At 48.0% G+C, this 19,767-nt stretch carries 38 protein-coding genes; 24 read left to right on the top strand and 14 right to left on the bottom strand.

Annotated elements, in window-relative coordinates:
* Window positions 1–64: 64 nt before the first annotated feature.
* Window positions 65–517, bottom strand: a complete 453-nt coding sequence (locus tag DBZ16_RS02390) for a hypothetical protein (RefSeq protein WP_107812804.1) — start codon at window positions 515–517, stop codon at window positions 65–67.
* A 122-nt stretch (window positions 518–639) separates the two neighbouring features.
* On the opposite strand from DBZ16_RS02390, the gene DBZ16_RS14705 reads away from it, so the two are divergent.
* Window positions 640–837: a hypothetical protein gene (locus DBZ16_RS14705; RefSeq protein WP_159070285.1), complete on the top strand. Its 198-nt coding sequence runs from the start codon at window positions 640–642 to the stop codon at window positions 835–837.
* A gap of 114 nt (window positions 838–951) precedes the next feature.
* Here the strand turns inward: DBZ16_RS14705 and bamE are convergent, their stop codons facing one another.
* The 10 genes from bamE to DBZ16_RS02335 form a co-directional block, all read right to left on the bottom strand.
* Window positions 952–1,230, bottom strand: coding sequence for an outer membrane protein assembly factor BamE domain-containing protein (gene bamE / locus DBZ16_RS02385; RefSeq protein WP_107812803.1), 279 nt, complete (start codon window positions 1,228–1,230; stop codon window positions 952–954).
* A gap of 29 nt (window positions 1,231–1,259) precedes the next feature.
* Window positions 1,260–1,697: a hypothetical protein gene (locus tag DBZ16_RS02380; RefSeq protein WP_240600157.1), complete on the bottom strand. Its 438-nt coding sequence runs from the start codon at window positions 1,695–1,697 to the stop codon at window positions 1,260–1,262.
* 56 nt (window positions 1,698–1,753) lie between these two features.
* Entirely contained in the window at window positions 1,754–2,152 is a 399-nt protein-coding gene (locus DBZ16_RS02375; protein ID WP_107812801.1) for a recombination protein NinB, read from the bottom strand.
* Window positions 2,149–2,772, bottom strand: a complete 624-nt coding sequence (locus DBZ16_RS02370; protein ID WP_240600154.1) for an HNH endonuclease — start codon at window positions 2,770–2,772, stop codon at window positions 2,149–2,151. The genes DBZ16_RS02375 and DBZ16_RS02370 overlap by 4 nt, the downstream gene beginning before the upstream one ends.
* Window positions 2,762–3,058 (bottom strand): Ref family recombination enhancement nuclease, encoded by a 297-nt coding sequence (locus DBZ16_RS02365; protein ID WP_083286707.1) that lies wholly within the window; start codon window positions 3,056–3,058, stop codon window positions 2,762–2,764. The genes DBZ16_RS02370 and DBZ16_RS02365 overlap by 11 nt, the downstream gene beginning before the upstream one ends.
* Window positions 3,048–3,422, bottom strand: a complete 375-nt coding sequence (locus tag DBZ16_RS02360; protein ID WP_107812800.1) for a RusA family crossover junction endodeoxyribonuclease — start codon at window positions 3,420–3,422, stop codon at window positions 3,048–3,050. Before DBZ16_RS02360 ends, DBZ16_RS02365 begins: the two co-directional genes overlap by 11 nt.
* On the bottom strand, window positions 3,410–3,739 hold the full coding sequence (locus DBZ16_RS02355; RefSeq protein ID WP_159070284.1) for a hypothetical protein: 330 nt from the start codon (window positions 3,737–3,739) through the stop codon (window positions 3,410–3,412). Before DBZ16_RS02355 ends, DBZ16_RS02360 begins: the two co-directional genes overlap by 13 nt.
* Before the next feature lie 209 nt (window positions 3,740–3,948).
* Window positions 3,949–4,725 carry an ATP-binding protein gene (locus tag DBZ16_RS02345; protein ID WP_107812798.1) on the bottom strand — a complete coding sequence of 259 codons (777 nt, stop codon included), beginning with the start codon at window positions 4,723–4,725 and terminating at the stop codon, window positions 3,949–3,951.
* Between the two features lie 11 nt (window positions 4,726–4,736).
* Window positions 4,737–5,549 carry a replication protein gene (locus DBZ16_RS02340; RefSeq protein WP_107812797.1) on the bottom strand — a complete coding sequence of 271 codons (813 nt, stop codon included), beginning with the start codon at window positions 5,547–5,549 and terminating at the stop codon, window positions 4,737–4,739.
* Window positions 5,546–5,773, bottom strand: a complete 228-nt coding sequence (locus DBZ16_RS02335; RefSeq protein ID WP_016686376.1) for a helix-turn-helix domain-containing protein — start codon at window positions 5,771–5,773, stop codon at window positions 5,546–5,548. The genes DBZ16_RS02340 and DBZ16_RS02335 overlap by 4 nt, the downstream gene beginning before the upstream one ends.
* Window positions 5,774–5,954: 181 nt before the next feature.
* On the opposite strand from DBZ16_RS02335, the gene DBZ16_RS02330 reads away from it, so the two are divergent.
* On the top strand, window positions 5,955–6,143 hold the full coding sequence (locus DBZ16_RS02330) for a hypothetical protein (protein ID WP_107812796.1): 189 nt from the start codon (window positions 5,955–5,957) through the stop codon (window positions 6,141–6,143).
* Here the strand turns inward: DBZ16_RS02330 and DBZ16_RS02325 are convergent.
* Both DBZ16_RS02325 and DBZ16_RS02320 read right to left on the bottom strand, forming a co-directional pair.
* On the bottom strand, window positions 6,129–6,275 hold the full coding sequence (locus DBZ16_RS02325) for a hypothetical protein (protein WP_016686374.1): 147 nt from the start codon (window positions 6,273–6,275) through the stop codon (window positions 6,129–6,131). The two genes, DBZ16_RS02330 and DBZ16_RS02325, sit on opposite strands and share 15 nt — an antisense overlap.
* 28 nt (window positions 6,276–6,303) lie before the next feature.
* Window positions 6,304–6,537: a transcriptional regulator gene (locus DBZ16_RS02320; RefSeq protein WP_107812795.1), complete on the bottom strand. Its 234-nt coding sequence runs from the start codon at window positions 6,535–6,537 to the stop codon at window positions 6,304–6,306.
* A gap of 132 nt (window positions 6,538–6,669) precedes the next feature.
* Here DBZ16_RS02320 and DBZ16_RS02315 point away from each other — a divergent pair, with 132 nt between their 5' ends.
* The 22 genes from DBZ16_RS02315 (at window position 6,670) to trpD (ending at window position 18,241) form a co-directional block, all read left to right on the top strand.
* On the top strand, window positions 6,670–7,359 hold the full coding sequence (locus tag DBZ16_RS02315) for a LexA family transcriptional regulator (protein WP_107812794.1): 690 nt from the start codon (window positions 6,670–6,672) through the stop codon (window positions 7,357–7,359).
* Window positions 7,356–7,913: a hypothetical protein gene (locus tag DBZ16_RS02310; protein WP_107812793.1), complete on the top strand. Its 558-nt coding sequence runs from the start codon at window positions 7,356–7,358 to the stop codon at window positions 7,911–7,913. Before DBZ16_RS02315 ends, DBZ16_RS02310 begins: the two co-directional genes overlap by 4 nt.
* Before the next feature lie 434 nt (window positions 7,914–8,347).
* Window positions 8,348–8,788, top strand: coding sequence for a DUF6948 domain-containing protein (locus tag DBZ16_RS02305; protein WP_107812792.1), 441 nt, complete (start codon window positions 8,348–8,350; stop codon window positions 8,786–8,788).
* Window positions 8,785–9,108, top strand: a complete 324-nt coding sequence (locus DBZ16_RS15585) for a hypothetical protein (RefSeq protein WP_205836767.1) — start codon at window positions 8,785–8,787, stop codon at window positions 9,106–9,108. Before DBZ16_RS02305 ends, DBZ16_RS15585 begins: the two co-directional genes overlap by 4 nt.
* 174 nt (window positions 9,109–9,282) lie before the next feature.
* The gene (locus tag DBZ16_RS02295; protein ID WP_159070283.1) at window positions 9,283–9,513 is read left to right on the top strand and encodes a hypothetical protein; all 231 of its coding nucleotides are present in this window, start codon (window positions 9,283–9,285) and stop codon (window positions 9,511–9,513) included.
* Entirely contained in the window at window positions 9,510–9,869 is a 360-nt protein-coding gene (locus tag DBZ16_RS02290) for a hypothetical protein (RefSeq protein WP_107812790.1), read from the top strand. The genes DBZ16_RS02295 and DBZ16_RS02290 overlap by 4 nt, the downstream gene beginning before the upstream one ends.
* A 228-nt stretch (window positions 9,870–10,097) precedes the next feature.
* Window positions 10,098–10,370 carry a hypothetical protein gene (locus DBZ16_RS02285; protein ID WP_107812789.1) on the top strand — a complete coding sequence of 91 codons (273 nt, stop codon included), beginning with the start codon at window positions 10,098–10,100 and terminating at the stop codon, window positions 10,368–10,370.
* Entirely contained in the window at window positions 10,370–10,681 is a 312-nt protein-coding gene (locus DBZ16_RS02280; protein ID WP_107812788.1) for a hypothetical protein, read from the top strand. The genes DBZ16_RS02285 and DBZ16_RS02280 overlap by 1 nt, the downstream gene beginning before the upstream one ends.
* On the top strand, window positions 10,678–10,935 hold the full coding sequence (locus DBZ16_RS02275) for a hypothetical protein (RefSeq protein WP_107812787.1): 258 nt from the start codon (window positions 10,678–10,680) through the stop codon (window positions 10,933–10,935). The genes DBZ16_RS02280 and DBZ16_RS02275 overlap by 4 nt, the downstream gene beginning before the upstream one ends.
* Window positions 10,932–11,570: a translocation protein TolB precursor gene (locus tag DBZ16_RS02270; RefSeq protein WP_107812786.1), complete on the top strand. Its 639-nt coding sequence runs from the start codon at window positions 10,932–10,934 to the stop codon at window positions 11,568–11,570. The genes DBZ16_RS02275 and DBZ16_RS02270 overlap by 4 nt, the downstream gene beginning before the upstream one ends.
* A 12-nt stretch (window positions 11,571–11,582) precedes the next feature.
* Window positions 11,583–12,428 (top strand): phage recombination protein Bet, encoded by an 846-nt coding sequence (gene bet / locus DBZ16_RS02265; protein ID WP_107812785.1) that lies wholly within the window; start codon window positions 11,583–11,585, stop codon window positions 12,426–12,428.
* 9 nt (window positions 12,429–12,437) lie between these two features.
* On the top strand, window positions 12,438–12,734 hold the full coding sequence (locus DBZ16_RS02260; RefSeq protein ID WP_107812784.1) for a hypothetical protein: 297 nt from the start codon (window positions 12,438–12,440) through the stop codon (window positions 12,732–12,734).
* Window positions 12,724–13,164, top strand: coding sequence for a single-stranded DNA-binding protein (locus DBZ16_RS02255; protein WP_107812783.1), 441 nt, complete (start codon window positions 12,724–12,726; stop codon window positions 13,162–13,164). Before DBZ16_RS02260 ends, DBZ16_RS02255 begins: the two co-directional genes overlap by 11 nt.
* Window positions 13,165–13,179: 15 nt before the next feature.
* On the top strand, window positions 13,180–13,407 hold the full coding sequence (locus tag DBZ16_RS02250; protein WP_107812782.1) for a hypothetical protein: 228 nt from the start codon (window positions 13,180–13,182) through the stop codon (window positions 13,405–13,407).
* A gap of 2 nt (window positions 13,408–13,409) precedes the next feature.
* The gene (locus DBZ16_RS02245; protein ID WP_107812781.1) at window positions 13,410–13,757 is read left to right on the top strand and encodes a hypothetical protein; all 348 of its coding nucleotides are present in this window, start codon (window positions 13,410–13,412) and stop codon (window positions 13,755–13,757) included.
* 31 nt (window positions 13,758–13,788) lie between these two features.
* Window positions 13,789–14,184 (top strand): hypothetical protein, encoded by a 396-nt coding sequence (locus DBZ16_RS02240; RefSeq protein WP_159070282.1) that lies wholly within the window; start codon window positions 13,789–13,791, stop codon window positions 14,182–14,184.
* 59 nt (window positions 14,185–14,243) lie between these two features.
* Window positions 14,244–15,155 (top strand): hypothetical protein, encoded by a 912-nt coding sequence (locus DBZ16_RS02235; protein ID WP_107812779.1) that lies wholly within the window; start codon window positions 14,244–14,246, stop codon window positions 15,153–15,155.
* Between the two features lie 109 nt (window positions 15,156–15,264).
* Window positions 15,265–15,549 carry a hypothetical protein gene (locus DBZ16_RS02230; RefSeq protein ID WP_107812778.1) on the top strand — a complete coding sequence of 95 codons (285 nt, stop codon included), beginning with the start codon at window positions 15,265–15,267 and terminating at the stop codon, window positions 15,547–15,549.
* 12 nt (window positions 15,550–15,561) lie between these two features.
* Window positions 15,562–16,017, top strand: coding sequence for a nucleoside triphosphate pyrophosphohydrolase family protein (locus tag DBZ16_RS02225; protein WP_107812777.1), 456 nt, complete (start codon window positions 15,562–15,564; stop codon window positions 16,015–16,017).
* 137 nt (window positions 16,018–16,154) lie between these two features.
* Entirely contained in the window at window positions 16,155–16,463 is a 309-nt protein-coding gene (locus DBZ16_RS16275) for a helix-turn-helix transcriptional regulator (protein WP_240600148.1), read from the top strand.
* Window positions 16,464–16,549: 86 nt separating this feature from the next.
* Entirely contained in the window at window positions 16,550–17,140 is a 591-nt protein-coding gene (locus DBZ16_RS02210; protein WP_107812774.1) for an aminodeoxychorismate/anthranilate synthase component II, read from the top strand.
* 66 nt (window positions 17,141–17,206) lie between these two features.
* Window positions 17,207–18,241 carry an anthranilate phosphoribosyltransferase gene (trpD, locus tag DBZ16_RS02205; protein WP_107812773.1) on the top strand — a complete coding sequence of 345 codons (1,035 nt, stop codon included), beginning with the start codon at window positions 17,207–17,209 and terminating at the stop codon, window positions 18,239–18,241.
* A gap of 380 nt (window positions 18,242–18,621) precedes the next feature.
* On the opposite strand, the gene DBZ16_RS02195 is transcribed toward trpD, so the two are convergent.
* Entirely contained in the window at window positions 18,622–19,731 is a 1,110-nt protein-coding gene (locus tag DBZ16_RS02195; protein WP_107812772.1) for an SGNH/GDSL hydrolase family protein, read from the bottom strand.
* Between the last annotated feature and the right edge of the window lie 36 nt (window positions 19,732–19,767).

The raw sequence follows: 19,767 nt of genomic DNA, 5'->3' as shown, positions 1-19,767 counted from the left end.
TAAATTCCATTGGGAAATTAATCAGAAATGGCATTAAAGCCGTCTATGGGATTGGCATTTTGTGCTAAATCTTTCGCAAAACGTCTTCAGCTATCTTGCGATATTCTTCAGCATCTAAGCGTACCGTCGGCGTCATGCTGCCATCACTCGATTTAACGTCAAGCTCCGATTTGTCGCCGTATTTCTTCGGCGCAATCTTTGACGCTGCCCATTTGCGGGCGTCTATCTGTAATTTAGCCTTTGCCACTGACGCACTTTCCGCCTCCACGTTATCGGCAATCTCGATAATCTCTTCCGCGAAATAGTCCGCCTGCTTATCTCTCGCGCGCGCGTATTGTTCCGAAAACTCTTGGTTTTCAAATAACCACTTACAAACGGTCGAGGTTGATGGCATATCATCTTCAGCACAGATAGCACGCAAACTTTTACCATGCGCGATTTGTTCGCAAATCTTCTCAGCCAAGTCTTGACTGAATTTACTAGGACGCCCGATAGGGCGTTTTTCTTTTTCGCTCATATCGAACCTCACAGAAAAAAGAAAGCCGCCTAATTCCAATCTTGGATCAGAATACAGACGGCAAAGGAGAGTAATACGCCATGAAAAATGGATAGCCCCATACCGATAACAGCAGGGGCTATGTGCAAGAACCGCTTTACAGCCTGTCATGGCAGGCGACCATTAGGACGGGCAAACGCTGTTTCACTTGCTCCGCGTTTTTTTACAGAGACCAACAAGGAGAGTGGGGCGCGACCCCCTGTTTATTTGGAAGCGTCCGCGTCATCTTCCTCAACGGCTACGCCGCCCCTTTTGCCTTTTGCCAATCATGGCACGGCTAGAAACCTGAAATTCAGGCAGTCTGAAAACGCAAAAACCGCCCAATAAAGGCGGTTTATATAGCTATTTCCAAACTATAGCATAATTCTAACATTTTCCTCCGCTATGTCAAGTGTTTAATAGCTATTGGGAATAGATGGGGCAGAAACCACAACACCATCTTTCATTACGACAGAGACGGAACGCGCTGAACCAGTAAAGCCATTTGCGAACGACCATACATAAATCAAGCCGTTTGGTGTAGATGTCGTCATGTTTGGCTTACCAAGCAGGGACAAAACTTGCTGCTCGCTCATGCCCTCTTTGATTTGACGGGCGTTGTTCCAGTTGAAATTAGTACCAGCGCAACCTGCCAGACCGGCAGCGACAACAACAGCAAGAATCAGATTCTTCATTTTTCATCCTTTTTGTGTAGTAATGTGGGTTATGAAATTATGCCACATTGTTTAAACTCGTCATAGAGTTTCAAATAAGCTGATGTCTCAATCACCGCTAAAATCTTCCCCACTTTCTCAAACTGTCGGTAAACATGACCGTTTGACACGTCGTATTTATCCATGATGGCGGTTTTCTTCGGCTGCTCCGTGAACAGATTCGATAAAATCGCATCACACAGCAACAGATTCACGCCGTTGTTTTGCTCTTCGATGTATGCCGTCAGGTCGATAACCCCACTCAAGTCGCTGCTGTATTTACACTCTACCGCCGCCAACTCATAGCGGTTAAGCACACGTTCGATACGGCTGATAATCATCGCAGCGTTTGCGTGCGTCTCGGCTTGCGTCAATTCTCCACCGCCACCCATCACGCCCTTGCTTTCGCACCAAGCACAGACCGAAGCCGTGTTATTCAGCGGCTCCATCCGTACACCTTGAATTTTATAAACATCTCGTAAGACTTGTTCCACATTTTTATACATCAAAACTCCCAAATTATTCCAAATTCCCCTGCCGCCAACGACTGCAAGCGGTTTTGATAGTCCGTCATTTCCGCCGTATTAAGCGTTGTCGTGCTTATCGGCGTTTTGACTTCTGTGCCGTCGGGCATGGCTTTAATATCAAAACCAAGCAACACGCCCTTGTAATACTCGTGCCACGTTTCCGCGCTGTACCGCCTGCCATTGACCCACGCCTTATCCGCCAACTCCCCGTAAATTTTCCACAAGCGGCGGTTTTGTTCGATACTGCGTTTCGATTTGTGCGGGCGGATCGTGATGTCTAAATTGCCGTTTTCAAACCAGCCGTTCAGGTTACCCCAAATCGACCGCATGACTTCCTTTTTGTTTTTGGGTGTCAGCATAAATTTCGCTTCGTTCATTTCAGACGACCTTTCACGCTGATAATCCCCAATTCTTCAAGGCGGCGACCGTAAAAACCTTTCATTTTTTTAATATTGCAAACAGTTTGCGCGCAAACCCCAAACCGTTTGCCAATATCTCTGTATTTGCCGTGCGCCTTAAAAATAGATACAACGTCGGCAATATCATTTAATTTACAATTACCCCCTGTTTTAATTAAACCTGTTTTAATAGCATGACTAATATTCCCCTTGCTTGTAACCCACTCCAAATTAGATGCATCATTATTGTTTTTATTTCCATCCTTATGATTAACTTCGGGGTAATTTTCAGGATTTTTGATAAAAGTTTTTGCAACGAGCCTATGCACCATCTCGTATTTACGTTCCCCGTTTGTTTTATTTAACCCTATGAACCTATACCCAGCTTTCTTCTTCCCGGGTTTTAGCTTCACAACCTTGCGGCATAATGTAGAAAAAACATCCCCGTTTTTAAAGATGATGTAATCAGGATAATCCGATAAAACCACTCCGCCCATTTCAATCAGGCGTAAAACTTCTGCGTCTCTTGCAGCCTCTCTATTTGCCCGTATCTCGTCATACTCCAAACCGCTTTTCCAGTTCAAACAATCAACAGCCATTTAAAATCCCCTCAACCTGTTTTAATAACTCACGTTCTGTCCCATATGTCGCCTCAAATGTTCGCGGCGCGGCGTGAAAGGCTATCCCTACTCCACCAGTCCGATGATGGGCAGGGCATAGCGGAATCGTCTCAAAATGGCTATTCCGCCGCCCTATACCTGCACCGTTTCGGATATGGTGAACCTCGGCAGGAACACCAAACCGCCCACAATTACGACAAACAATACAACCTATATCCGCCACTTTTTGCAGATGTAATTTTTCCGCTTTAGTTTTACTTTTCATCCAACTCCTCGACCTTTACCACCAACCCGCCGCCTGCTACCGGCTCACTGCCATACTCGGCAACAATACGTCTGACCTGTCTGTCGTTTTCGTAGGCGACACCCTGTAATGCGTCTAAACAGACTTTTAAGCAGTTATCCAAATCCAAGCATACTTTGCTTGCCGACCCGTCTTTGTTCGCCTTTGGGACTAGCTGCACCGTCAGGCTTACCGCCTTACCGGTCGGCTTGATACCGTTTTCAGCGGCGATGGCGGCAACCCGCGCCTTGTATGCCACCGCCTCTTTGCTGACGATTTGACGGTTGCGGAACGTCCGCCAATATCGATTTGTACTGATGGGGTAGGGCAAACTTAAAACGTCCATTTCAGCCCCAATTCTTCGTAAACTCGTTTTGCCGCGCCTGTGTTCCAATACGCAGAGCTTAAAAGCGGGAATGCCTGATTTGCCATTTGCGCGGCTTCGCGCATCAAGACGCCCACATCGGGAGAGGCCTTTTCTCGCAGTTCTTGGCGTTTTTGTTTTAGTGCCTCTTTGTTGTTCTCGCGGTAATACTTAGCCTCAATACTGACGCACTCCTTGCATTTGGGCTTAAACATACTGTTCCCATAGGCATCCAAGCCGCATTTGTGATACTCGCTCAACGGCTTTTCTTCGCCGCATCTAATACAAATTTTCGTCATTTTTTCGTTCTCCATTTTTCAAATTCGTTTTTCCGTTTTGCCATCGTTGCCGCCGGCGCGGCTTCAAACTTACCTTTATCGCACTCGTAGCCGCCGAAGTATATTTCGCCCTTTCTTCCGTATTTCGCGCCTTACCGCACTTCGCAAATCCGCGCATGGTGCTTTCCGATTCGGCTTTAAAATCTGCGTGGGCGCAGTGGTAACAGGTTTCACGCACGATAACTCCCCCAGTCAAACGGTATTAATTTCCCACCGCCATCACGCAGCCTATCCCTGATACGCGCATCAACGTTTTGCCTAAACTCTTCGGGGGACAGATTGGTTAACACCAGTGTCGGCATAAGCCGCTCATATCGCCCGTTGATGACTGAAAACAAAATCCGTCCATCCGTTTCAGACAGTCCGCCCGCGCCAAATTCATCCAGCACCAGCAAATCGGGTTTCACAAACACGCCGACCGCCTCTTTTTCACTACCGCCGTTGAAACTGTCTTTGACCGTCTGCAACATATCGCCCACCGTGATGACAATCGCGCTTTTGCCATTGCTGATGATTTTGTGAGCAATGCCGCAAGCGAGATGGTTTTTACCGGTGCCGCGCTTACCCGAAAAAATCATGTTCCGCCCGGTCTGCAAAACATCATCGAAGTTTTCCGCATAGTCGGCGGCGGCGGCTTTTGCCCTTGCCATTCCCGGTACCGCATCATCGACGGCATAATTTTCAATTCGGCAATTTTTAAACCGTTCTGCTATGCCTGATCGCCCGATGCGTTTTGACAGTTCGTCGCGTTTTGCTTCACGGCACAACGTTTCCGCGTATGCCGCCATCTCGTCCGCCGCTTTCAGTTTTTGGCAAACAGGGCAGCCAGTCCACACGCCGCGAAAAATGCTTTTTGACGTGTATTCGCCATGTTCGGCGCATTGCCGTTGTTCGGTTTTTGCGCCGCCATAACTTTTCAAAAAATCAGATGCGTTTTTCAAAGCCATTTCCCAAACCCCTAAAAATCAGTCGTCGGCGCGTCGCCGTATTTTTTGTCGTCCATCACATCGGCGGTTTGATTGTGTGTCAGACCACCACGATTCCCAGACCTGCCGAATGTTTTGTTTTTCAGCCATTCCGCCCTAAAACTGCCCCAGCCGTTGCCGATGGCGTATTCAACTGCTTGCGCCGCCGTCATCCCGCATTTCTCCGCGTCTGCTGCAATCAGGCGCATTGCCGTTTCTGTCAGCGGCTGCCGTTTTGCTTTGCGGATTGTCAAAAAATCTTCAGCAATTTGCCCGGCGATTCCGTGTTCTGCCAACAGTGCCAAATCGGCTTCGTGTTTGGTCGGTTTTTTCGCTGTTTCCTCGCGCGCTGTATTAATATCTACGTTAGTAGATATTTGTTTTTTGTATTTTGTATTTATGTGACCCCCATTTTTTGGGGGTGGTGTTCCCCCATTTTTTGGGGGTGGTGCATTTTTTGGGGGTGGTGCATTTTTTGGGGGTGGTGCATTTTTTGGGGGTGGTGTCCCCCCATTTTTGGGGTCTGAAATTAAAAAATACACGTTCGGCAATCCGATTCTGCTTTGCTTGCCAATTAGCCCTAATTCGACCAATTCGTTAATGGCTTTCTCGACCGTTTCTTCCGACTTGATTCCGGTTGCTTTTTGAATCTGCGAAATTGATAGGCTGTCATGTGTTTTCTGCCAGCCCCTTGTTTTCCGAACAATCAAGACATAGCATTTCCACGCATTGCCGCTCATCTTCGACAGGTATTCATCGACAACCGAATTTGCAACCTGAAAACTGTTTGGGATAAATTCATTCATGGTTCGATTCCTGACCTAGCGATAGAGTAATGGGCGACCGGATTTTTACAGTTGCCGACCTTGAATTTAGGCTTGTTGAAAACAAAGCCCCTGCTTTCCAAGTCGATAATCCGAGAACATAACTGCGTGATATTCAAATATTTTGCCGCTTCCAAAGATGTGATATGCCCGTTTTGCCGGATATACTCGACAATCTTCTTGCATTGCGTTTGTTTTTGGTTCATAATTCCTTTCGCCTTACTTTTAGTCTTACCTGAATCGTTTCCTCGCAATTCAGGGGAATTGCCCGCCTCGTGCGGGCTTTTCTTTATCGGTCGCCCGTCTGTCCGGGCAGTCAACCGTCTTTCCGATTTGTCATCACTCCGTTACAATCGAGTTTCCACACAACAACCGACGGAGTAAAAAATGTCGTCCAACTTATCCTTCATACTTACCAAAGAGCTTATCCGCAGCGGTTCTATCCGCTTAAACGGCAATACAGCCAAAGGACAAGCCGAAGAATTGGCGGTATTCATCCAAACACTTCATCAAAAACTCGAAGAATCGGAGCTAAATACCGATGACGGCCATTTGATTGAGCTACTTTCCAAGTAATTCAAAGCCTTCTTTCAAACCCAGCGCGATTTTGTAAACCTCATCGCTGCCTTTGGCGGCGGCTTTCAGCATCGCCTTTTTAATCAGCCGTCTGTCTTTCTTTGACAGGCGGTTTCTGTCCTGCTTCTTCATCTTCTTTCCTTTCTTTTCTTTCGGTTATTCACTTTTTTCGCTGCTTTTTTGCCAATTCAGGCCAAATCTTTTCCCAATCATCAGGGAACATCTCTTGCCGTGTTACTTCGCCTTTTGTTGCCTGTTCAATCAGTGCCGCTGACTGAACAGGAACACTTCTAACGCCTCGTGCGATCTGATTGATGAATGCCGGTGAAATCCCCGTTTTTTTTGCTAGGTAAGATTGATTCCCGCGAATGGCGCAATATTCAATTAAGTTCATATTTCAACCTTGCTATATTCAATATAGCAATAGTATAGCAAAGCTATTTTCAAAACGCAAGCAAAATAGTAGCATTGTTATATATAGCGTTGCTTTATAATTTAAAACGTTGATTTAGCTGGGAGTAAAGAAATGAGCAGACTTGATAATCTGAAAAACTTGATTGAAAGCCGGTTTAACGGCAGCCAAGCGGAATTTGCCCGCGCTATTGGGAAAGCGCCGGCGCAGGTAAACCAGTGGGTAAATGGCTATCGGAATATAGGCAATGGCGCAGCGGCGCAGATTGAAGATTCCCTATCTTTGCCGCGCGGGTGGTTAGACGGGAAAGAAGATTTCAGACGACCTGAATCAAACGCTACAGTAATTGGCACGCTGGACGTTTGGGACAGTAAGACGCCGTTATCGGCTGATGATTGCGAAGTCCCGTTTTATAAGGACGTGCATTTATCGGCGGGCAACGGATTTTCAGACGACATCGAGGACTACAACGGCTATAAACTGCGCTTCTCGAAATCAACCCTTAGACGGCACGGCATCAATCCTGCCGACGTGGTTTGCGTTTGCGCGGACGGCGACAGCATGGAGCCGGTATTTCCCGACGGCGCGACACTCGGCATCAACACCGCCGACAAGGTTATCAAGGACGGGAAAATCTACGCCGTCAATCATGGCGGGCTGTTGCGGACAAAAATCCTGCAAAAGCTGCCTGACAATAAAATCCGCATCAAAAGCTACAATTCTGAAGCCTATCCCGATGAAGAGGCGGACGCAGATGAGATGAACATCATCGGGCGCGTGTTTTGGTGGAGTGTGATTGCATGATAGATAGAGACGAAGCATACAGAATCAGTTTGCAGCAAATCCGATCAGGCGACATATTGGCGGCGTGTCGGACGGTTGCAGATTATGAATTATCACAACCGCAACCGCGCGGGCTGTTTTCGTGGGTATCCCCTCAAGAATACTGGGCGCGGTACCCTGAGCCGTCAGACGTTGAAATCTTGGAGTCTATATTTTCAGAACCCCTAGAGACACCGGACGGAATAAGCGATGACGATTTAAATGCCACACGTATCATTGCCGCGTTTAACTTCGTTTGGGGATTAAGCAAAATCCCTAAATGGCTTTATTATCATGAGTTTTCGTCATCCAGCCTTGTTGATTCTGCCGCGCCGTTGATGTTGCTATCCCGCGCGAAATCACGGCAAGAGCTTAAACGGTATGAAAAGGTTGAGATTTTAGGCTGCCATGATAGTTGCGAGTTTTGTAAATCGCAAAGCGGCAAGGCATACAGGTCGTCTGAAGCCCCTGTTTTGCCCCATGCACAATGTACACACAAATCAGGTTGCCGATGTTGCTACCTGCCAGTTATCTAAATCTAGCCCGCGCAATGCGGGCTTTCTCATATCCAAAATAGGAAATCAACAAGCTACTACCTTGACAGCCGCCGATTTAGGGCGGCTTTTTTTCGCCTTGTTCAAGGCGGTTCAAATCAGTTTGAACTAAATTCTTTTTAAAATCAATATATAGCAAAAAATATAGCAAATTAGATTAGCATTGCTATTTACATTATATTTAGCTTTGCTATAATACACACATCGAAACAAAACAGACAGCTAAACAAAGTCTGACATGGTTTCAACGGTCTTTAAAAATCAGGAAACGCAGTAACCGCCCTTCAGGTAGGCGAAAGCCGATAGGAAGACATGGTAAAGCATGGGGGGAAGTCGAACAAACGGTTACAGGCAGGCGGGAAGCCGAAAAGACAATAACCCGCAGCACAAATTTTTAATTTAAGAAAGTAAACAAAATGGAAGTTAAAAAATTTGAAGTAAAAAGTCCCTCTGATTTGCTGGCGATGTTTGTGGATATTTTGGCAAGCGCAGAAAGCAAACAGCAGGCAGAAGAAGAACCCTTGCCGCCTGTAACAGTTACAGAGGCGAAAGGCATTAATGACTTTGCCATCGGCAAGGAAGTGATTATCCGCACTTACTCGGCAGGCGTTTGGTTTGGGGTATTGAGCCAAAAAGCAGGCAATGAAGTGATTCTGACGAAAGCGCGCCGCATGTACAAATGGTGGGCTAAAGAATCAATCAGCCTATCAGGTGTCGCACGGCACGGAATCAAGCAAGAAGATAGCAAAATTTGCGGTGAGCTTGATTCGGTATGGCTTGAAGCGATTGAGATTATTACGGTATCAGGTAACGCTGCTGAATCAATTCGTACCGCGCTAGAGGTTGCCCAATCATGAGCTACCTAGATAAAACTATTGGCGGCGGCTACGGCGACGGCTACGGCGACGGCGGCGGCAACGGCGACGGCTACGGCAACGGCGACGGCTACGGCTACGGCGACGGCTACGGCTACGGCTACGGCGACGGCGGCGGCGACGGCGGCGGCAACGGCGACGGCGGCGGCAACGGCGACGGCAGCGGCTACGGCAACGGCGGCGGCAGCGGCAACGGCAACGGCAACGGCTACGGCGACGGCAACGGCAACGGCTACGGCTACGGCTACGGCTACGGCTACGGCGACGGCAGCGGCAACGGCAACGGCAGCGGCTACGGCTAAGAAACGAAAACAGAGCCGCTTTGGAAGATAGGCGGCTTAATCAAGGGCTTGGGCGAGCTACCGCCAACGCGGAGGCACAAACCGACTACACACGGCAGGGCAACGGCACGCGGAAACGGAAAGCCCCGACCCCTTGATTAAGACAACAACGCGAGGAAACGCAAAATGCTTGATATGAGCAAACACATAAAAAACAAGGCGCAATGGGTAAAGGGCGAGTTTGACGATAAGGTCGAAGCAGGCTTCCCCGCTTCCCAGCTTTACAGAGATACCATCGAAACGATTTCATTTATCGGCGGAAAGTTGGGATTGGGCACAGAAAAAGCCATGTTCTATTACTTCCCCGACGGTACGAAACTGAAAATCACATCGTCGCCGTCAATCAAATGCGAGGTCATTGAATGATGTGCGAACCGATTACATCCGATTGGGGCATGGCAGGCGAAGACGCAGCCTACACGAGAGCGCAGGCAATCGGCGAGGCGAAGCAAGAAGCGTTTACCGCACTGGAAGACGACATCAAACATCTCGTCATGAAGACGGCGTTTGAATACCGCGAAGCCCTTAAAGAGTGCCAAGACGAAACCCCGCGCCAGTGGGAATACAGAATGAATCTGAGAGATGAAGCCGCGTGGGTCAGTAACAAGATGATGGAAGTGATGGAAGCCGCTATCGAAGACGACCATTACTACACACGAATCGAAAATCTCGACTTTTACGCAGACCGATTTATCGAGCAGGCGCGGATTATCGCAGCCTGAAAAGAATACCCATGAAGTGGAATAGAGTAGGCAGACCGTAAGTCGTGAGTGGGAATGCCGGCGGTGGTTTTGTTGAAAAGTTTTACACCGCCTCAAACCGCGACAATGCGCGGGCGACGATACCTTTAGTTGCCGCGGCGCAGGTTGAACGAAGAAGCAGCCAAGCACGCTGAATCTAGCAAGGAAGATTCGGCGTGCAACCCCCTAAATTAAGACGAGGAAACAATCATGAAATACACAGCAATCATCATCGCGTCAGCAGCCTTTGCATTTTGTGTGCAGGCATACGCGAAAGCGCAGGCATATATGGACTACACGACAGACGCCGCATTTATCGACGTGGACGCTATCGACCCATACGAAAACATACGCGACGAAGTTGCCCGCCATGAAATGCGGGAAGCAGCAAGGATAACGCGGGAGCGCGAAGTAGAAATAGCGCAAATGTACGAACAACTGAATGCCGGCGAAAGAATGCGCGGCGACGCGGAGGTTAAATAATGTTTTCAGTATTTGACAAGTCAAAGAAAAAAGAGTTTGAAAATTCGTTTAATAAACTTGGCGTAAAAATTAAAGATGAAGAAAAATCTTTTGCGAAAGATACAGGATGCTATCAAATTTCAGGCGACTTTTCGTCCGAAAAGATAGCTATGGATTTCGTGGAGCTTTGCAAGGGGCAAGAAGATTTTATTCGACCTGTTTTCATCGCAATTCTTAAGCCTAAAGTCGATAAATACGGCAATGAAAAGTTAGACAAAAAAACTGGTAAGCCATCAATGAGATATTACAAACATAGGGAGTTGCCAAAATGAACCATCGACCATACGGATTAGCTGGCAGCCTGTCGGCAAAAGTAAAAGGTTTTATGGGCTTACCGCGCAGCCTGAACGTAGTCATGCGAAAAGTACGAGGCGGGTATCAAGTCAGAATCATGCCTGACGGCTACAACAAGGTCACATACCGACCCGACAAGACAAAGCGGGCGCAGTTGGAGGGCGTTAAAGTTTTCAAGACGGAATCTGACGCGCGGGTTTATATGGATAGCCTTTTGGCGGGTGGATTATGAAGATTCGATGTTCATCCATTTCCGACATCATCGGCAAGCCAAAAACCAAAGGCGAGACCATCACGGAGACCGCAAAATCCAAATTGATTGAGATGGCGAAGCGCGAACTGTTCGGCTTTGAATCTTTCGACGGCAACGCCTATACCGAAAAGGGCGACCTGATGGAAGAAACCGCCATCAAATACAGCGGTTTGGTTCGAGGTAAAGAGTATCAAAAGAACATCGAACGGCGCGTCAATGACTGGCTAACGGGTGAATGTGATGTTTACGATTCAGACGACCGCCTGATTGTTGACACGAAGTGTTCATGGGACATCGGGACGCATCCATTTTTCCGCGATGAAGCCGAAAAGAAAGCAATCAAAGCCGGTTACGACTGGCAAATGCAAGGCTATATGTGGTTGTTTGATTGCGACCGCGCCGATGTTGATTTTTGGCTGTTAGCCACGCCTGAAGATTTGCTGAAACCGTGGGAAGACCGTGAGAAATACATCGACCTTGTGGAAGCCATCCCGATTGAAAAGCGCATAACGACCGTAACCGTCATGCGAGATGAAGAAAAAATCGAACTAATCAAAGAGCGTGTAACAGCCTGTCAAGCCTATTACGAAACGCTTTTGAATCAATACAAATAAGGATTTTAAAAAATGAGTATCGCCCAAAACCAAGCAGTAGCCCTTGCGAAGCAATTCAACATCCAAGGCGACCCGAAAGAGCTGGTTCAAACACTCAAGGCAACCGCCTTTAAAGGCAATGCGACAGACGCGCAATTTAATGCCCTGATGATTGTATCAACGCAATACGGATTAAACCCGTTTACCAAAGAGATTTACGCATTCCCGGATAAAAACAACGGTATCACGCCCGTTGTCGGTGTGGACGGCTGGGCAAGAATTATCAATAGCCATCCGCAATTTGACGGCATGGAATTTACAGCCGATGCGGAAAGCTGCACTTGCAAAATCTACCGCAAAGACCGAAACCATCCAACAACTGTAACTGAATACTTGGAAGAGTGTAAACGCAATACCCAACCGTGGGACAGCCACCCGCGCCGAATGCTCCGACACAAAGCCATGATTCAAGCCGCGCGCCTAGCGTTTGGTTTCGGCGGAATCTACGACGAGGACGAGGCGCAGCGCATTCAAACGCCCGAAACGCCTAAAGAAGTAAAAGCAGACCCTGAGCAAGACAGCTTGATTGCAGATGGCGAAGCAGCGGCAAACAAGGGCATCGAGGAATACAAAAAATGGTTTTCCGATATTGGTGCCGCAGGTCGTCTGAAACTGGGCAGCGAGAATCATGAACGGTTTAAGCAAATTGCCGAAAACACTATTACGGCTGACGTAGTAGAGCAAACTAAGCCCACGCCGACTGAAGAACAGTTCGCGGCATTGGTGGAGGCGGTGTCAACAGGCGTGAAAGAGGTCGCCGAAGTTTTGGAAACCTACAACCTGACCGACGAGCAAAAGGCAGAAATCAACGCCCTGTAAGGAGCCGTCATGTTCGCAGTGTTTGGCAAAAGCCGCCCCGAAGAAGAAAAACGGCGGCGGCTTGTATATGACAAAACGGATTGCAAGTGGTACGAGGATACCCGCAAATGGAAGCGGCTTAGCAACGCCCGCTACCAAATCAGCCCTGAATATTCGTCGATTGAAACGGCGGAGGAATTTATCAGGCTGTCGGCGGGTAATCCTGACATCCACATCGTAGGAATCAGACAGGCGCAGGAAGTAAACGGAAAGACCGTTTGGAAGCCTGTCAAAACAGTTTTAAAAGGAAGCAAAAATGCTGAATAAAGTAATTTTAATCGGGCGTTTGGGTAAAGACCCTGAAACGCGCTTCATGCCTAACAGCGAAGCCGTCTGTAACTTCAGCGTCGCCACGAGCGAAAGCTGGAAAGACCAAAGCGGGCAGCGTCAAGAGAGAATTGAATGGCACAACATAACCATGTATCGCCGCCTTGCTGAAATCGCAGGGCAATACCTGAAGAAAGGTAGTCAGGTGTATTTGGAAGGCAAAATCCAAAGCCGTAAATATCAGGGCAAAGACGGCATCGAACGCACCGCATACGACATCATCGCCAACGAAATGAAAATGCTGGGCGGCGGTGGTAATGATGGGCAACAGGCGCAATCGGCACAAGGCGAAACGCCAACGCCGCCGCGCCGACAAGCACCTGCCGCGCCAGTTGATGGTAATGATGAATCAGATGAAATCCCATTTTGAGTTATGGAGTAAAGAATGAGTTATTTAAGAGACATAAAAGAATCATTAAAAAACATTGATGATTTGTGCAGTAAAGCTTTAAAAGAAAGTGATGATTGTGAATTTTATATACGCGAAATTAATTGGCATGCAGAAGAGGCGCTCGACAATTTCGAACATTTAATAAGCGAATTAAAAATAGGCGAAGAGAAGTTAATCGAAGCCTCAAGAATCATTGAAGAATACATTCACGGCAAGGATTAAAAATGACCAACCAATTTAAATTCGGCGATTTGGTTCAACATGAAAACAAAGATTTTTACCCTGAAATCGGGGTAATTGTTGGAATGAATACAGAGCATAATGAAGCAAAGGTTCATTTTAAAGGATACCACCATCCTGAATTTGTAAAAGCTAATGAATTAGTTTCTGTTAAGAATTTAGACACTAAACGTTTAGATTTTATCGAAAGGATAATTAATATTGACGGCATGGTTAAGCGTGAAATGCGTAAAGGCTGGGTTTTGGTTGATGATGGTATTGAGTTAACGCCGTCTAAACCATTATTGCGCGACGCGATAGACGCGGCAATGAAATTATCAGCAGACAACTAACATGACGTTAGACTATTTTAGGAGCAAAAAAATGAAAGTAGAAGTTTACAAATTAACCGAAGTTGAAATTCATTCTGTAAGAATAGAAGTTGAATTACATGATAATGTTTCAGAAAGCTTGCCAAACCATTTATTTAATGATGATGGCGAACTTGATTTATTAATAGAAGTTGACACAGGTAAGGTTATATCTTGGCAAGGAGATGTGCCAGTAGTAATACATGACAATATCTGCAATAACGGCATATACACCTTGTTTGACAAATCTGGGAATGAGGTAGGAAAGATTGATAATTATTACGTTCCGTTTGATTTAATACCAGGTAAAAGAGGCGAATATATCCATATTGATATTAGTGACGATGGAATTGTTACAAACTGGCCTGATTTTCCTAATGTTTATGAGTTCTTCGAACCGGATTTGTGAAACAAATAGACAAGTAAAACCAGTGCCGTTGAGAGGACGGAAATTAGCGAGGAAACAAAATGCAAACAGTAGCAACAAGACCGACGGCAAGTCAAATGATGGCTGCAAAACGTGCGTCGAAGAAAGAATCAACCGTCAAAAAATACGCCCGCGAAAATATCGGTAACAAACGCGCTGACCGTAACAAGCTGTCGGCCATCGCAACAATCCACGCCATGAACAAAATGGCGATGCACAAAGGCGAACCGCAAAACCTTGACGCGCAACTGACCGAAAACATCAAAAACCTTATGCACTATGAAGTGCTGGTTTACGGTTATGACCGAATCAGCGTAACCGTGTTTGAAAAACTTATCCGCGCAATGCGTGTCATCGCCTGCATCTACGCCGACAGTGAATTAAGTAAGGCGACCAATGAAGCACAGGCGGCAATCGAGAGCCTGCGCGGTAATGATTCAGACGACCTATCGCCAAACCAACGGCGTGAAATCCTGAAGCCAGTGTTGAAGCTGATCCAATATTGCGAAGCATACGACGCGGTTGTCCCTGAAAAGACCATCGACAAGGTCGGTTTATATTGCGCGAGCGTGCAAATCGCCTTGTACACCGCCAGCCTGTACGACAGACCGAAACGCTACATCCAAGCCTTATTCGACATCATCAACGGCAAATCGATACGCGCCATCGCTAAAGACATCGGCGAAAAAGAAAACGTGTTGCGCGAGGAAGTCTTAAACGCGGCATGGCATTTCTACCGTATTGCTGAATGTAACAACACAATCGAACCGGCAAACACAATCCCCGAACTTCGCCATGACGACTATAAGACGCTTGGCAGCTTCGACCGATTGTCTGATTTTGTGCGTGTCGCAATGGCAAAAATCCTGATTCCGTTCGAGGAAAACACGGGAATCAGCCTGATTAATTACAACCAATTCCGCAAGGATTTGATTCGGGCAGAAATTATATGAAAGACATAATTGCCGCAATCCTGATCGCCGTAGTCGTCATGACTATCGAGCTATCAGGAATCCCGAAAGGGGCGGTGCAGATAAACGAATATCAGAAAGGGCCAGCGAAATGACAATTTCAGACGACCTGAGACAGCTATCAACCACGATTAATTATCTAAGCCGAAAGCGTGAAGATATTTTAGACGACCTGAAAGCACACCCTGAAAAACACGGCTGCCCATACCGCATCGGGCAGGAATTTAAAACACAGGACGGCGCAGTTTACAAGGTCGAGAAAATCAACGTCTTAACCTATCCAAGTGCAGACGGCTTATGCGCCTACTACCAAGCGCAGGCGGTAAACCAAAACAAGCCGCATGACCAAAAAGAATACACCGTGCAAATTAAATAGGAGTTAAAAAAAATGAACATTGAAAAAATCATTAATTGGTTCAAGGCAGCAAAACCAAATCCAACAGAAAAAGATAAGGCAACCCAAATTGGAGCGCATTTTGAAGAAGTTTCAGAAATGATGCAGGCGTTGTCCTGCAACGCGGAACAAGCAGAACAGCTTTCGCAAGAATTTTATGTATGTGATGCCATTGATAAGAATATTGACGGCGATCTTGTAGATTTGCCCGAAAACTGGGAAATCGACCTACTGGATTCCCTTTGCGACCAAATCGTAACAGCAATCGGCGTGGGCTATATGATGGGGTTTGATATGGTCGGCGCGCTGCAAGAAGTCAATTTGTCAAACTGGAGTAAGTTCGACGAAAACGGCAATCCGATTTTCAACGAGAACGGGAAAATCGTAAAAGGCGAAAATTACTTCAAACCCGATTTAGCGAAGTTTTTAAAGGCAGGGGAAAATGAGTAAAAATTCAAAACAGAGAGAGTTTACATTCAAATACAAGTTTGGCGGCAAGTGTTGGTCGGCATCTGTATTTGCCGACAGTGCCGAAGAGGCGAAGCGGAAGATTCGGGCGCAGGCCGCGGCAGTTTACGAGGGCGAAGTTGTGGCAAGGTTGCCTGTATTGTGTGGGGCTTCTTGGCTTAAACGATTCTTTAAAAGAAAGAATTGAAAATCAGCAAAACCAAATCCGACAGGCGGCGGAAATACCGCCTGATGAAAATACGAAAGGCAGGCAGAAAATGAAATTTCTTAAAATAAAAGAAGTCGTCGAGAAAACAGGTTGCGGGAAAACGAAAATTTATGCCATGATTAAGGAGGAAGAATTTCCGCGCCCGTACAAGATTGGATCAGCTTCCCGATGGCGATTAGATGAAGTGGAAAACTGGATTAAAACGCGCCCAGTTTCGTAACAGAAAATCAAAAGCGGGTATTAAATCGGGTATGATTCAGGCGGTAATAACAAAGATTCTTTAATTAACAGCAGGTTAGATTCGAAATGCTTTTATTTCTCGATAATTATGATAGCTTCACCTACAACATCGTCCAATATTTCGCCGAACTCGGTCAGGAAGTCGTCGTCCGCCGAAACGACGATATTACGCTCGAAGAAATCGAAGCTTTGAAACCGCAATATCTCGTTATCGGGCCGGGTCCTTGTTCGCCGAAAGAAGCGGGCATTTCGGTCGCCGCCATGCGCCATTTCGCCGGCAAGCTGCCGATTATGGGCGTGTGCCTCGGACATCAGACGATAGGCGAAGCGTTCGGCGGGGATGTGGTGCGGGCAAAAACGCTGATGCACGGCAAAGTTTCGCCTGTGTTCCATTTAAACAAAGGCATGTTCAAAGATTTGCCCGACCCCGTTACCTGCACGCGTTATCACAGCCTTGTCATCGCCCGCGATACGCTGCCCGACTGTTTGGAAGTAACCGCATGGACGGAAGATCAGGAAATCATGGGCGTGCGGCATAAGGAATACGCCATTGAAGGCGTGCAGTTCCACCCCGAAGCCCTTTTGACCGAACACGGACACGATATGTTGAAAAACTTTTTGGAAGAATTTAAAGACTTCCAAGCGTCCGCCGCTTAAAACAAACGTCGTCTGAAAACTTTCAGACGACGTTTGACGTAAAAATACCCGAAAAAGGATTGAATCATGATTACACCGCAACAAGCCATCGAACGATTAATCAGCAACAACGAATTGTTTTACGATGAAATGACCGACCTGATGCGCCAGATTATGAGCGGGCAGGTGCTGCCAGAACAAATCGCCGCCATCCTGACCGGTCTGCGGATTAAAGTCGAAACCGTATCGGAAATCACCGCCGCCGCCGCCGTCATGCGCGAATTTGCCGCCAAAGTGCCGCTGGAAAATTCAGACGACCTCGTCGATATTGTCGGTACGGGCGGAGACGGCGCAAAAACCTTCAATATTTCCACGACTTCCATGTTTGTCGCGGCGGCGGCAGGCGCGAAAGTCGCCAAACACGGCGGGCGTTCCGTTTCTTCGTCCAGCGGCGCGGCGGACGTGATGGAGCAGATGGGCGCGGTGTTGAACATTACGCCTAAGCAAGTTGCCGAAAGCATCCGTCAAACAGGCTTGGGCTTTATGTTTGCCCAAAACCATCACAGCGCGATGCGCCACGTCGCACCCGTGCGCCGTTCGCTCGGGTTTAGAAGTATTTTCAATATCTTGGGTCCGCTGACCAACCCTGCCGGTGCGCCGAACCAGCTCTTGGGTGTGTTCCACATCGACTTGTGCGGCATCCTGTCGCGCGTATTGAAACAGCTTGGCTCCAAACACGTTTTGGTCGTATGCGGCGAAGGCGGTTTGGACGAAATCACGCTGACCGGCAAAACCCGCGTTGCCGAGCTGAAAGACGGAGAAATCCGCGAATACGACATCAACCCCGCCAATTTCGGCATTGAAATCCGCCGCGATTTGGACGAAATCAAAGTTGCCAACGCGCAAGAATCTTTGGAGAAAATGGATGAAGTGTTGAGCGGCAAACATGGCGCGGCACGCGACATCGTCATGCTCAACGCTGCCGCCGCGCTTTATGCCGGCAATGTCGTGCCTTCGCTGGCTGACGGTGTCAAAGCCGCCGAGGCAGCCATCGATTCGGGCAAGGCAAAAGCGAAAAAAGAAGAATTTATCCGCTTTACGCAGCAATTTGCCAAAGAATGAGCAAAGGTCGTCTGAAAACGGTCACGATCTTTTTTTTCTGTTTTCAGACGACCCTCTTATAGTGGATTAACTTTAAATCAGGACAAGGCGACGAAGCCGCAGACAGTACAGATAGTACGGAACCGATTCACTTGGTGCTTCAGCACCTTAGAGAATCGTTCTCTTTGAGCTAAGGCGAGGCAACGCCGTACTGGTTTAAATTTAATCCACTATATCGTCCGCGCCATGATTCGGCTTGATATTCGCAACGATAGTGCTACGCGCGATTCAAAGGGAGCGCCAAACTGTTCTGCCTGCGGTTTGGAGCCCTAAATGAAAGCGTAGAGATAACCCGAACATAACAAAAGGTCGTCTGAAAATTTTCAGACGACCTTTATTGTTTAATCCGCCATTTGTATCAAGCTGTCGGCGAGACGGTCGGAGGCTTGGCGGTAGCCTTTGCCTGAGAAGTGGACGCCGTCTTTAGCGGCAAGACCTTGGTTCATCCAGCTTTTCATGCTGCATTCGCCGCCCATCGCGTTTTGCCACGACCAATACATGATTTTTTCTTCGCGGGCGACGCGCTGCTGCATTTGTTGGATGCTGCTTAAAGTGGAGGGACGTGTGCCACAGCTTCCTGAAGTGCTTTTAAGGGATTCGGGTGCGCCGAGAATTAGGATGCCCGCGTCGGGCAGGCTTTGTTTGATTTGGCGGATGTAGCTGCGCCAGCTTTGTTCGGTGGCTGTGATGTCCAAATCGCGGGCGAAGGCTTCGTTGGTGCCGTAGGCGATGATAACGAGGTCGGCGCGGGTTTGGGCAAGGTCATCCTGCCAAGAGGGACGCCATTTGGACCAGTGGGTCAGTTGCGCGCCGTTGATGCCGAGCGCGGAAACGGTTACTCCGCGTCCGGGATTTTCGATATTGATGTAGCCGATGTCCCAAGGCATGGAGCTGCTGAGGGTCAGCGGCAGGCGGCTGGTGCTACGGATGATTTGCCAGCCGCTGCTTCCGGCGGGAACTTCGCGTCCGTTGAAAGACAGGGTTTGTTCGGGCAGGACGGGTTTGGCGAAGACGGAAATCTGCTTCTCGCCGCTGCTGCCGTCTTTGGCGCTGATGGTAACGCTGCTGCCGTTGGCTTTGGCGATGATGCCGCCTAAGGGGAAGTCGTCTGAAACGCTGCGGCTGCTGACGGTTTGCCATGAGCCGTCATAGCGGACGGCTGCGCTGCGCTGTCCTTTGACGCTCGAAGGATAAACCCAGCCTATGCCGCCGTCGCCCCATTTTTGTTGGAGGCGCAGGCGCAGTTGTTCGGTGAAAAGGTCGCCGGCGGTGTGTGAATCGCCGATTTGGAGGACGCGGAATTTGCCGTCTGAGCTGCGGTCAAGTTTTTTGAGCTTGGAGAGCCATGTGGGACGGCTGCTGCCGTAGTTTTCCAGCAGCATATCGGCGGCAGGGGCGGCGGCAGACAGACACAATGCGGTAAGAGATACGGACAGGGTTTTGATGTTCATGAGTTTCCTGTGTGTGGTTTCAGACGACGTCTTTTG

The sequence above is a fragment of the Neisseria sicca genome (assembly GCF_003044565.1).
In the GTDB taxonomy this organism is placed as follows: Bacteria; Pseudomonadota; Gammaproteobacteria; order Burkholderiales; family Neisseriaceae; genus Neisseria; species Neisseria sicca_A.
The sequence above is the reverse complement of the archived record's forward strand: the minus strand, read 5'-3'. Positions and strand labels throughout refer to the sequence as shown.

Coding starts and splice junctions, on each gene's coding strand:
- DBZ16_RS02390 (WP_107812804.1), bottom strand. CDS start 517: ATGAGCGAAAAAGAAAAACGCCCTATCGGGCGTCCTAGTAAATTCAGT.
- bamE (WP_107812803.1), bottom strand. CDS start 1,230: ATGAAGAATCTGATTCTTGCTGTTGTTGTCGCTGCCGGTCTGGCAGGT.
- DBZ16_RS02380 (WP_240600157.1), bottom strand. CDS start 1,697: ATGGAGCCGCTGAATAACACGGCTTCGGTCTGTGCTTGGTGCGAAAGC.
- DBZ16_RS02375 (WP_107812801.1), bottom strand. CDS start 2,152: ATGAACGAAGCGAAATTTATGCTGACACCCAAAAACAAAAAGGAAGTC.
- DBZ16_RS02370 (WP_240600154.1), bottom strand. CDS start 2,772: ATGGCTGTTGATTGTTTGAACTGGAAAAGCGGTTTGGAGTATGACGAG.
- DBZ16_RS02365 (WP_083286707.1), bottom strand. CDS start 3,058: ATGAAAAGTAAAACTAAAGCGGAAAAATTACATCTGCAAAAAGTGGCG.
- DBZ16_RS02360 (WP_107812800.1), bottom strand. CDS start 3,422: ATGGACGTTTTAAGTTTGCCCTACCCCATCAGTACAAATCGATATTGG.
- DBZ16_RS02355 (WP_159070284.1), bottom strand. CDS start 3,739: ATGACGAAAATTTGTATTAGATGCGGCGAAGAAAAGCCGTTGAGCGAG.
- DBZ16_RS02345 (WP_107812798.1), bottom strand. CDS start 4,725: ATGGCTTTGAAAAACGCATCTGATTTTTTGAAAAGTTATGGCGGCGCA.
- DBZ16_RS02340 (WP_107812797.1), bottom strand. CDS start 5,549: ATGAATGAATTTATCCCAAACAGTTTTCAGGTTGCAAATTCGGTTGTC.
- DBZ16_RS02335 (WP_016686376.1), bottom strand. CDS start 5,773: ATGAACCAAAAACAAACGCAATGCAAGAAGATTGTCGAGTATATCCGG.
- DBZ16_RS02330 (WP_107812796.1), top strand. CDS start 5,955: ATGTCGTCCAACTTATCCTTCATACTTACCAAAGAGCTTATCCGCAGC.
- DBZ16_RS02325 (WP_016686374.1), bottom strand. CDS start 6,275: ATGAAGAAGCAGGACAGAAACCGCCTGTCAAAGAAAGACAGACGGCTG.
- DBZ16_RS02320 (WP_107812795.1), bottom strand. CDS start 6,537: ATGAACTTAATTGAATATTGCGCCATTCGCGGGAATCAATCTTACCTA.
- DBZ16_RS02315 (WP_107812794.1), top strand. CDS start 6,670: ATGAGCAGACTTGATAATCTGAAAAACTTGATTGAAAGCCGGTTTAAC.
- DBZ16_RS02310 (WP_107812793.1), top strand. CDS start 7,356: ATGATAGATAGAGACGAAGCATACAGAATCAGTTTGCAGCAAATCCGA.
- DBZ16_RS02305 (WP_107812792.1), top strand. CDS start 8,348: ATGGAAGTTAAAAAATTTGAAGTAAAAAGTCCCTCTGATTTGCTGGCG.
- DBZ16_RS15585 (WP_205836767.1), top strand. CDS start 8,785: ATGAGCTACCTAGATAAAACTATTGGCGGCGGCTACGGCGACGGCTAC.
- DBZ16_RS02295 (WP_159070283.1), top strand. CDS start 9,283: ATGAGCAAACACATAAAAAACAAGGCGCAATGGGTAAAGGGCGAGTTT.
- DBZ16_RS02290 (WP_107812790.1), top strand. CDS start 9,510: ATGATGTGCGAACCGATTACATCCGATTGGGGCATGGCAGGCGAAGAC.
- DBZ16_RS02285 (WP_107812789.1), top strand. CDS start 10,098: ATGAAATACACAGCAATCATCATCGCGTCAGCAGCCTTTGCATTTTGT.
- DBZ16_RS02280 (WP_107812788.1), top strand. CDS start 10,370: ATGTTTTCAGTATTTGACAAGTCAAAGAAAAAAGAGTTTGAAAATTCG.
- DBZ16_RS02275 (WP_107812787.1), top strand. CDS start 10,678: ATGAACCATCGACCATACGGATTAGCTGGCAGCCTGTCGGCAAAAGTA.
- DBZ16_RS02270 (WP_107812786.1), top strand. CDS start 10,932: ATGAAGATTCGATGTTCATCCATTTCCGACATCATCGGCAAGCCAAAA.
- bet (WP_107812785.1), top strand. CDS start 11,583: ATGAGTATCGCCCAAAACCAAGCAGTAGCCCTTGCGAAGCAATTCAAC.
- DBZ16_RS02260 (WP_107812784.1), top strand. CDS start 12,438: ATGTTCGCAGTGTTTGGCAAAAGCCGCCCCGAAGAAGAAAAACGGCGG.
- DBZ16_RS02255 (WP_107812783.1), top strand. CDS start 12,724: ATGCTGAATAAAGTAATTTTAATCGGGCGTTTGGGTAAAGACCCTGAA.
- DBZ16_RS02250 (WP_107812782.1), top strand. CDS start 13,180: ATGAGTTATTTAAGAGACATAAAAGAATCATTAAAAAACATTGATGAT.
- DBZ16_RS02245 (WP_107812781.1), top strand. CDS start 13,410: ATGACCAACCAATTTAAATTCGGCGATTTGGTTCAACATGAAAACAAA.
- DBZ16_RS02240 (WP_159070282.1), top strand. CDS start 13,789: ATGAAAGTAGAAGTTTACAAATTAACCGAAGTTGAAATTCATTCTGTA.
- DBZ16_RS02235 (WP_107812779.1), top strand. CDS start 14,244: ATGCAAACAGTAGCAACAAGACCGACGGCAAGTCAAATGATGGCTGCA.
- DBZ16_RS02230 (WP_107812778.1), top strand. CDS start 15,265: ATGACAATTTCAGACGACCTGAGACAGCTATCAACCACGATTAATTAT.
- DBZ16_RS02225 (WP_107812777.1), top strand. CDS start 15,562: ATGAACATTGAAAAAATCATTAATTGGTTCAAGGCAGCAAAACCAAAT.
- DBZ16_RS02210 (WP_107812774.1), top strand. CDS start 16,550: ATGCTTTTATTTCTCGATAATTATGATAGCTTCACCTACAACATCGTC.
- trpD (WP_107812773.1), top strand. CDS start 17,207: ATGATTACACCGCAACAAGCCATCGAACGATTAATCAGCAACAACGAA.
- DBZ16_RS02195 (WP_107812772.1), bottom strand. CDS start 19,731: ATGAACATCAAAACCCTGTCCGTATCTCTTACCGCATTGTGTCTGTCT.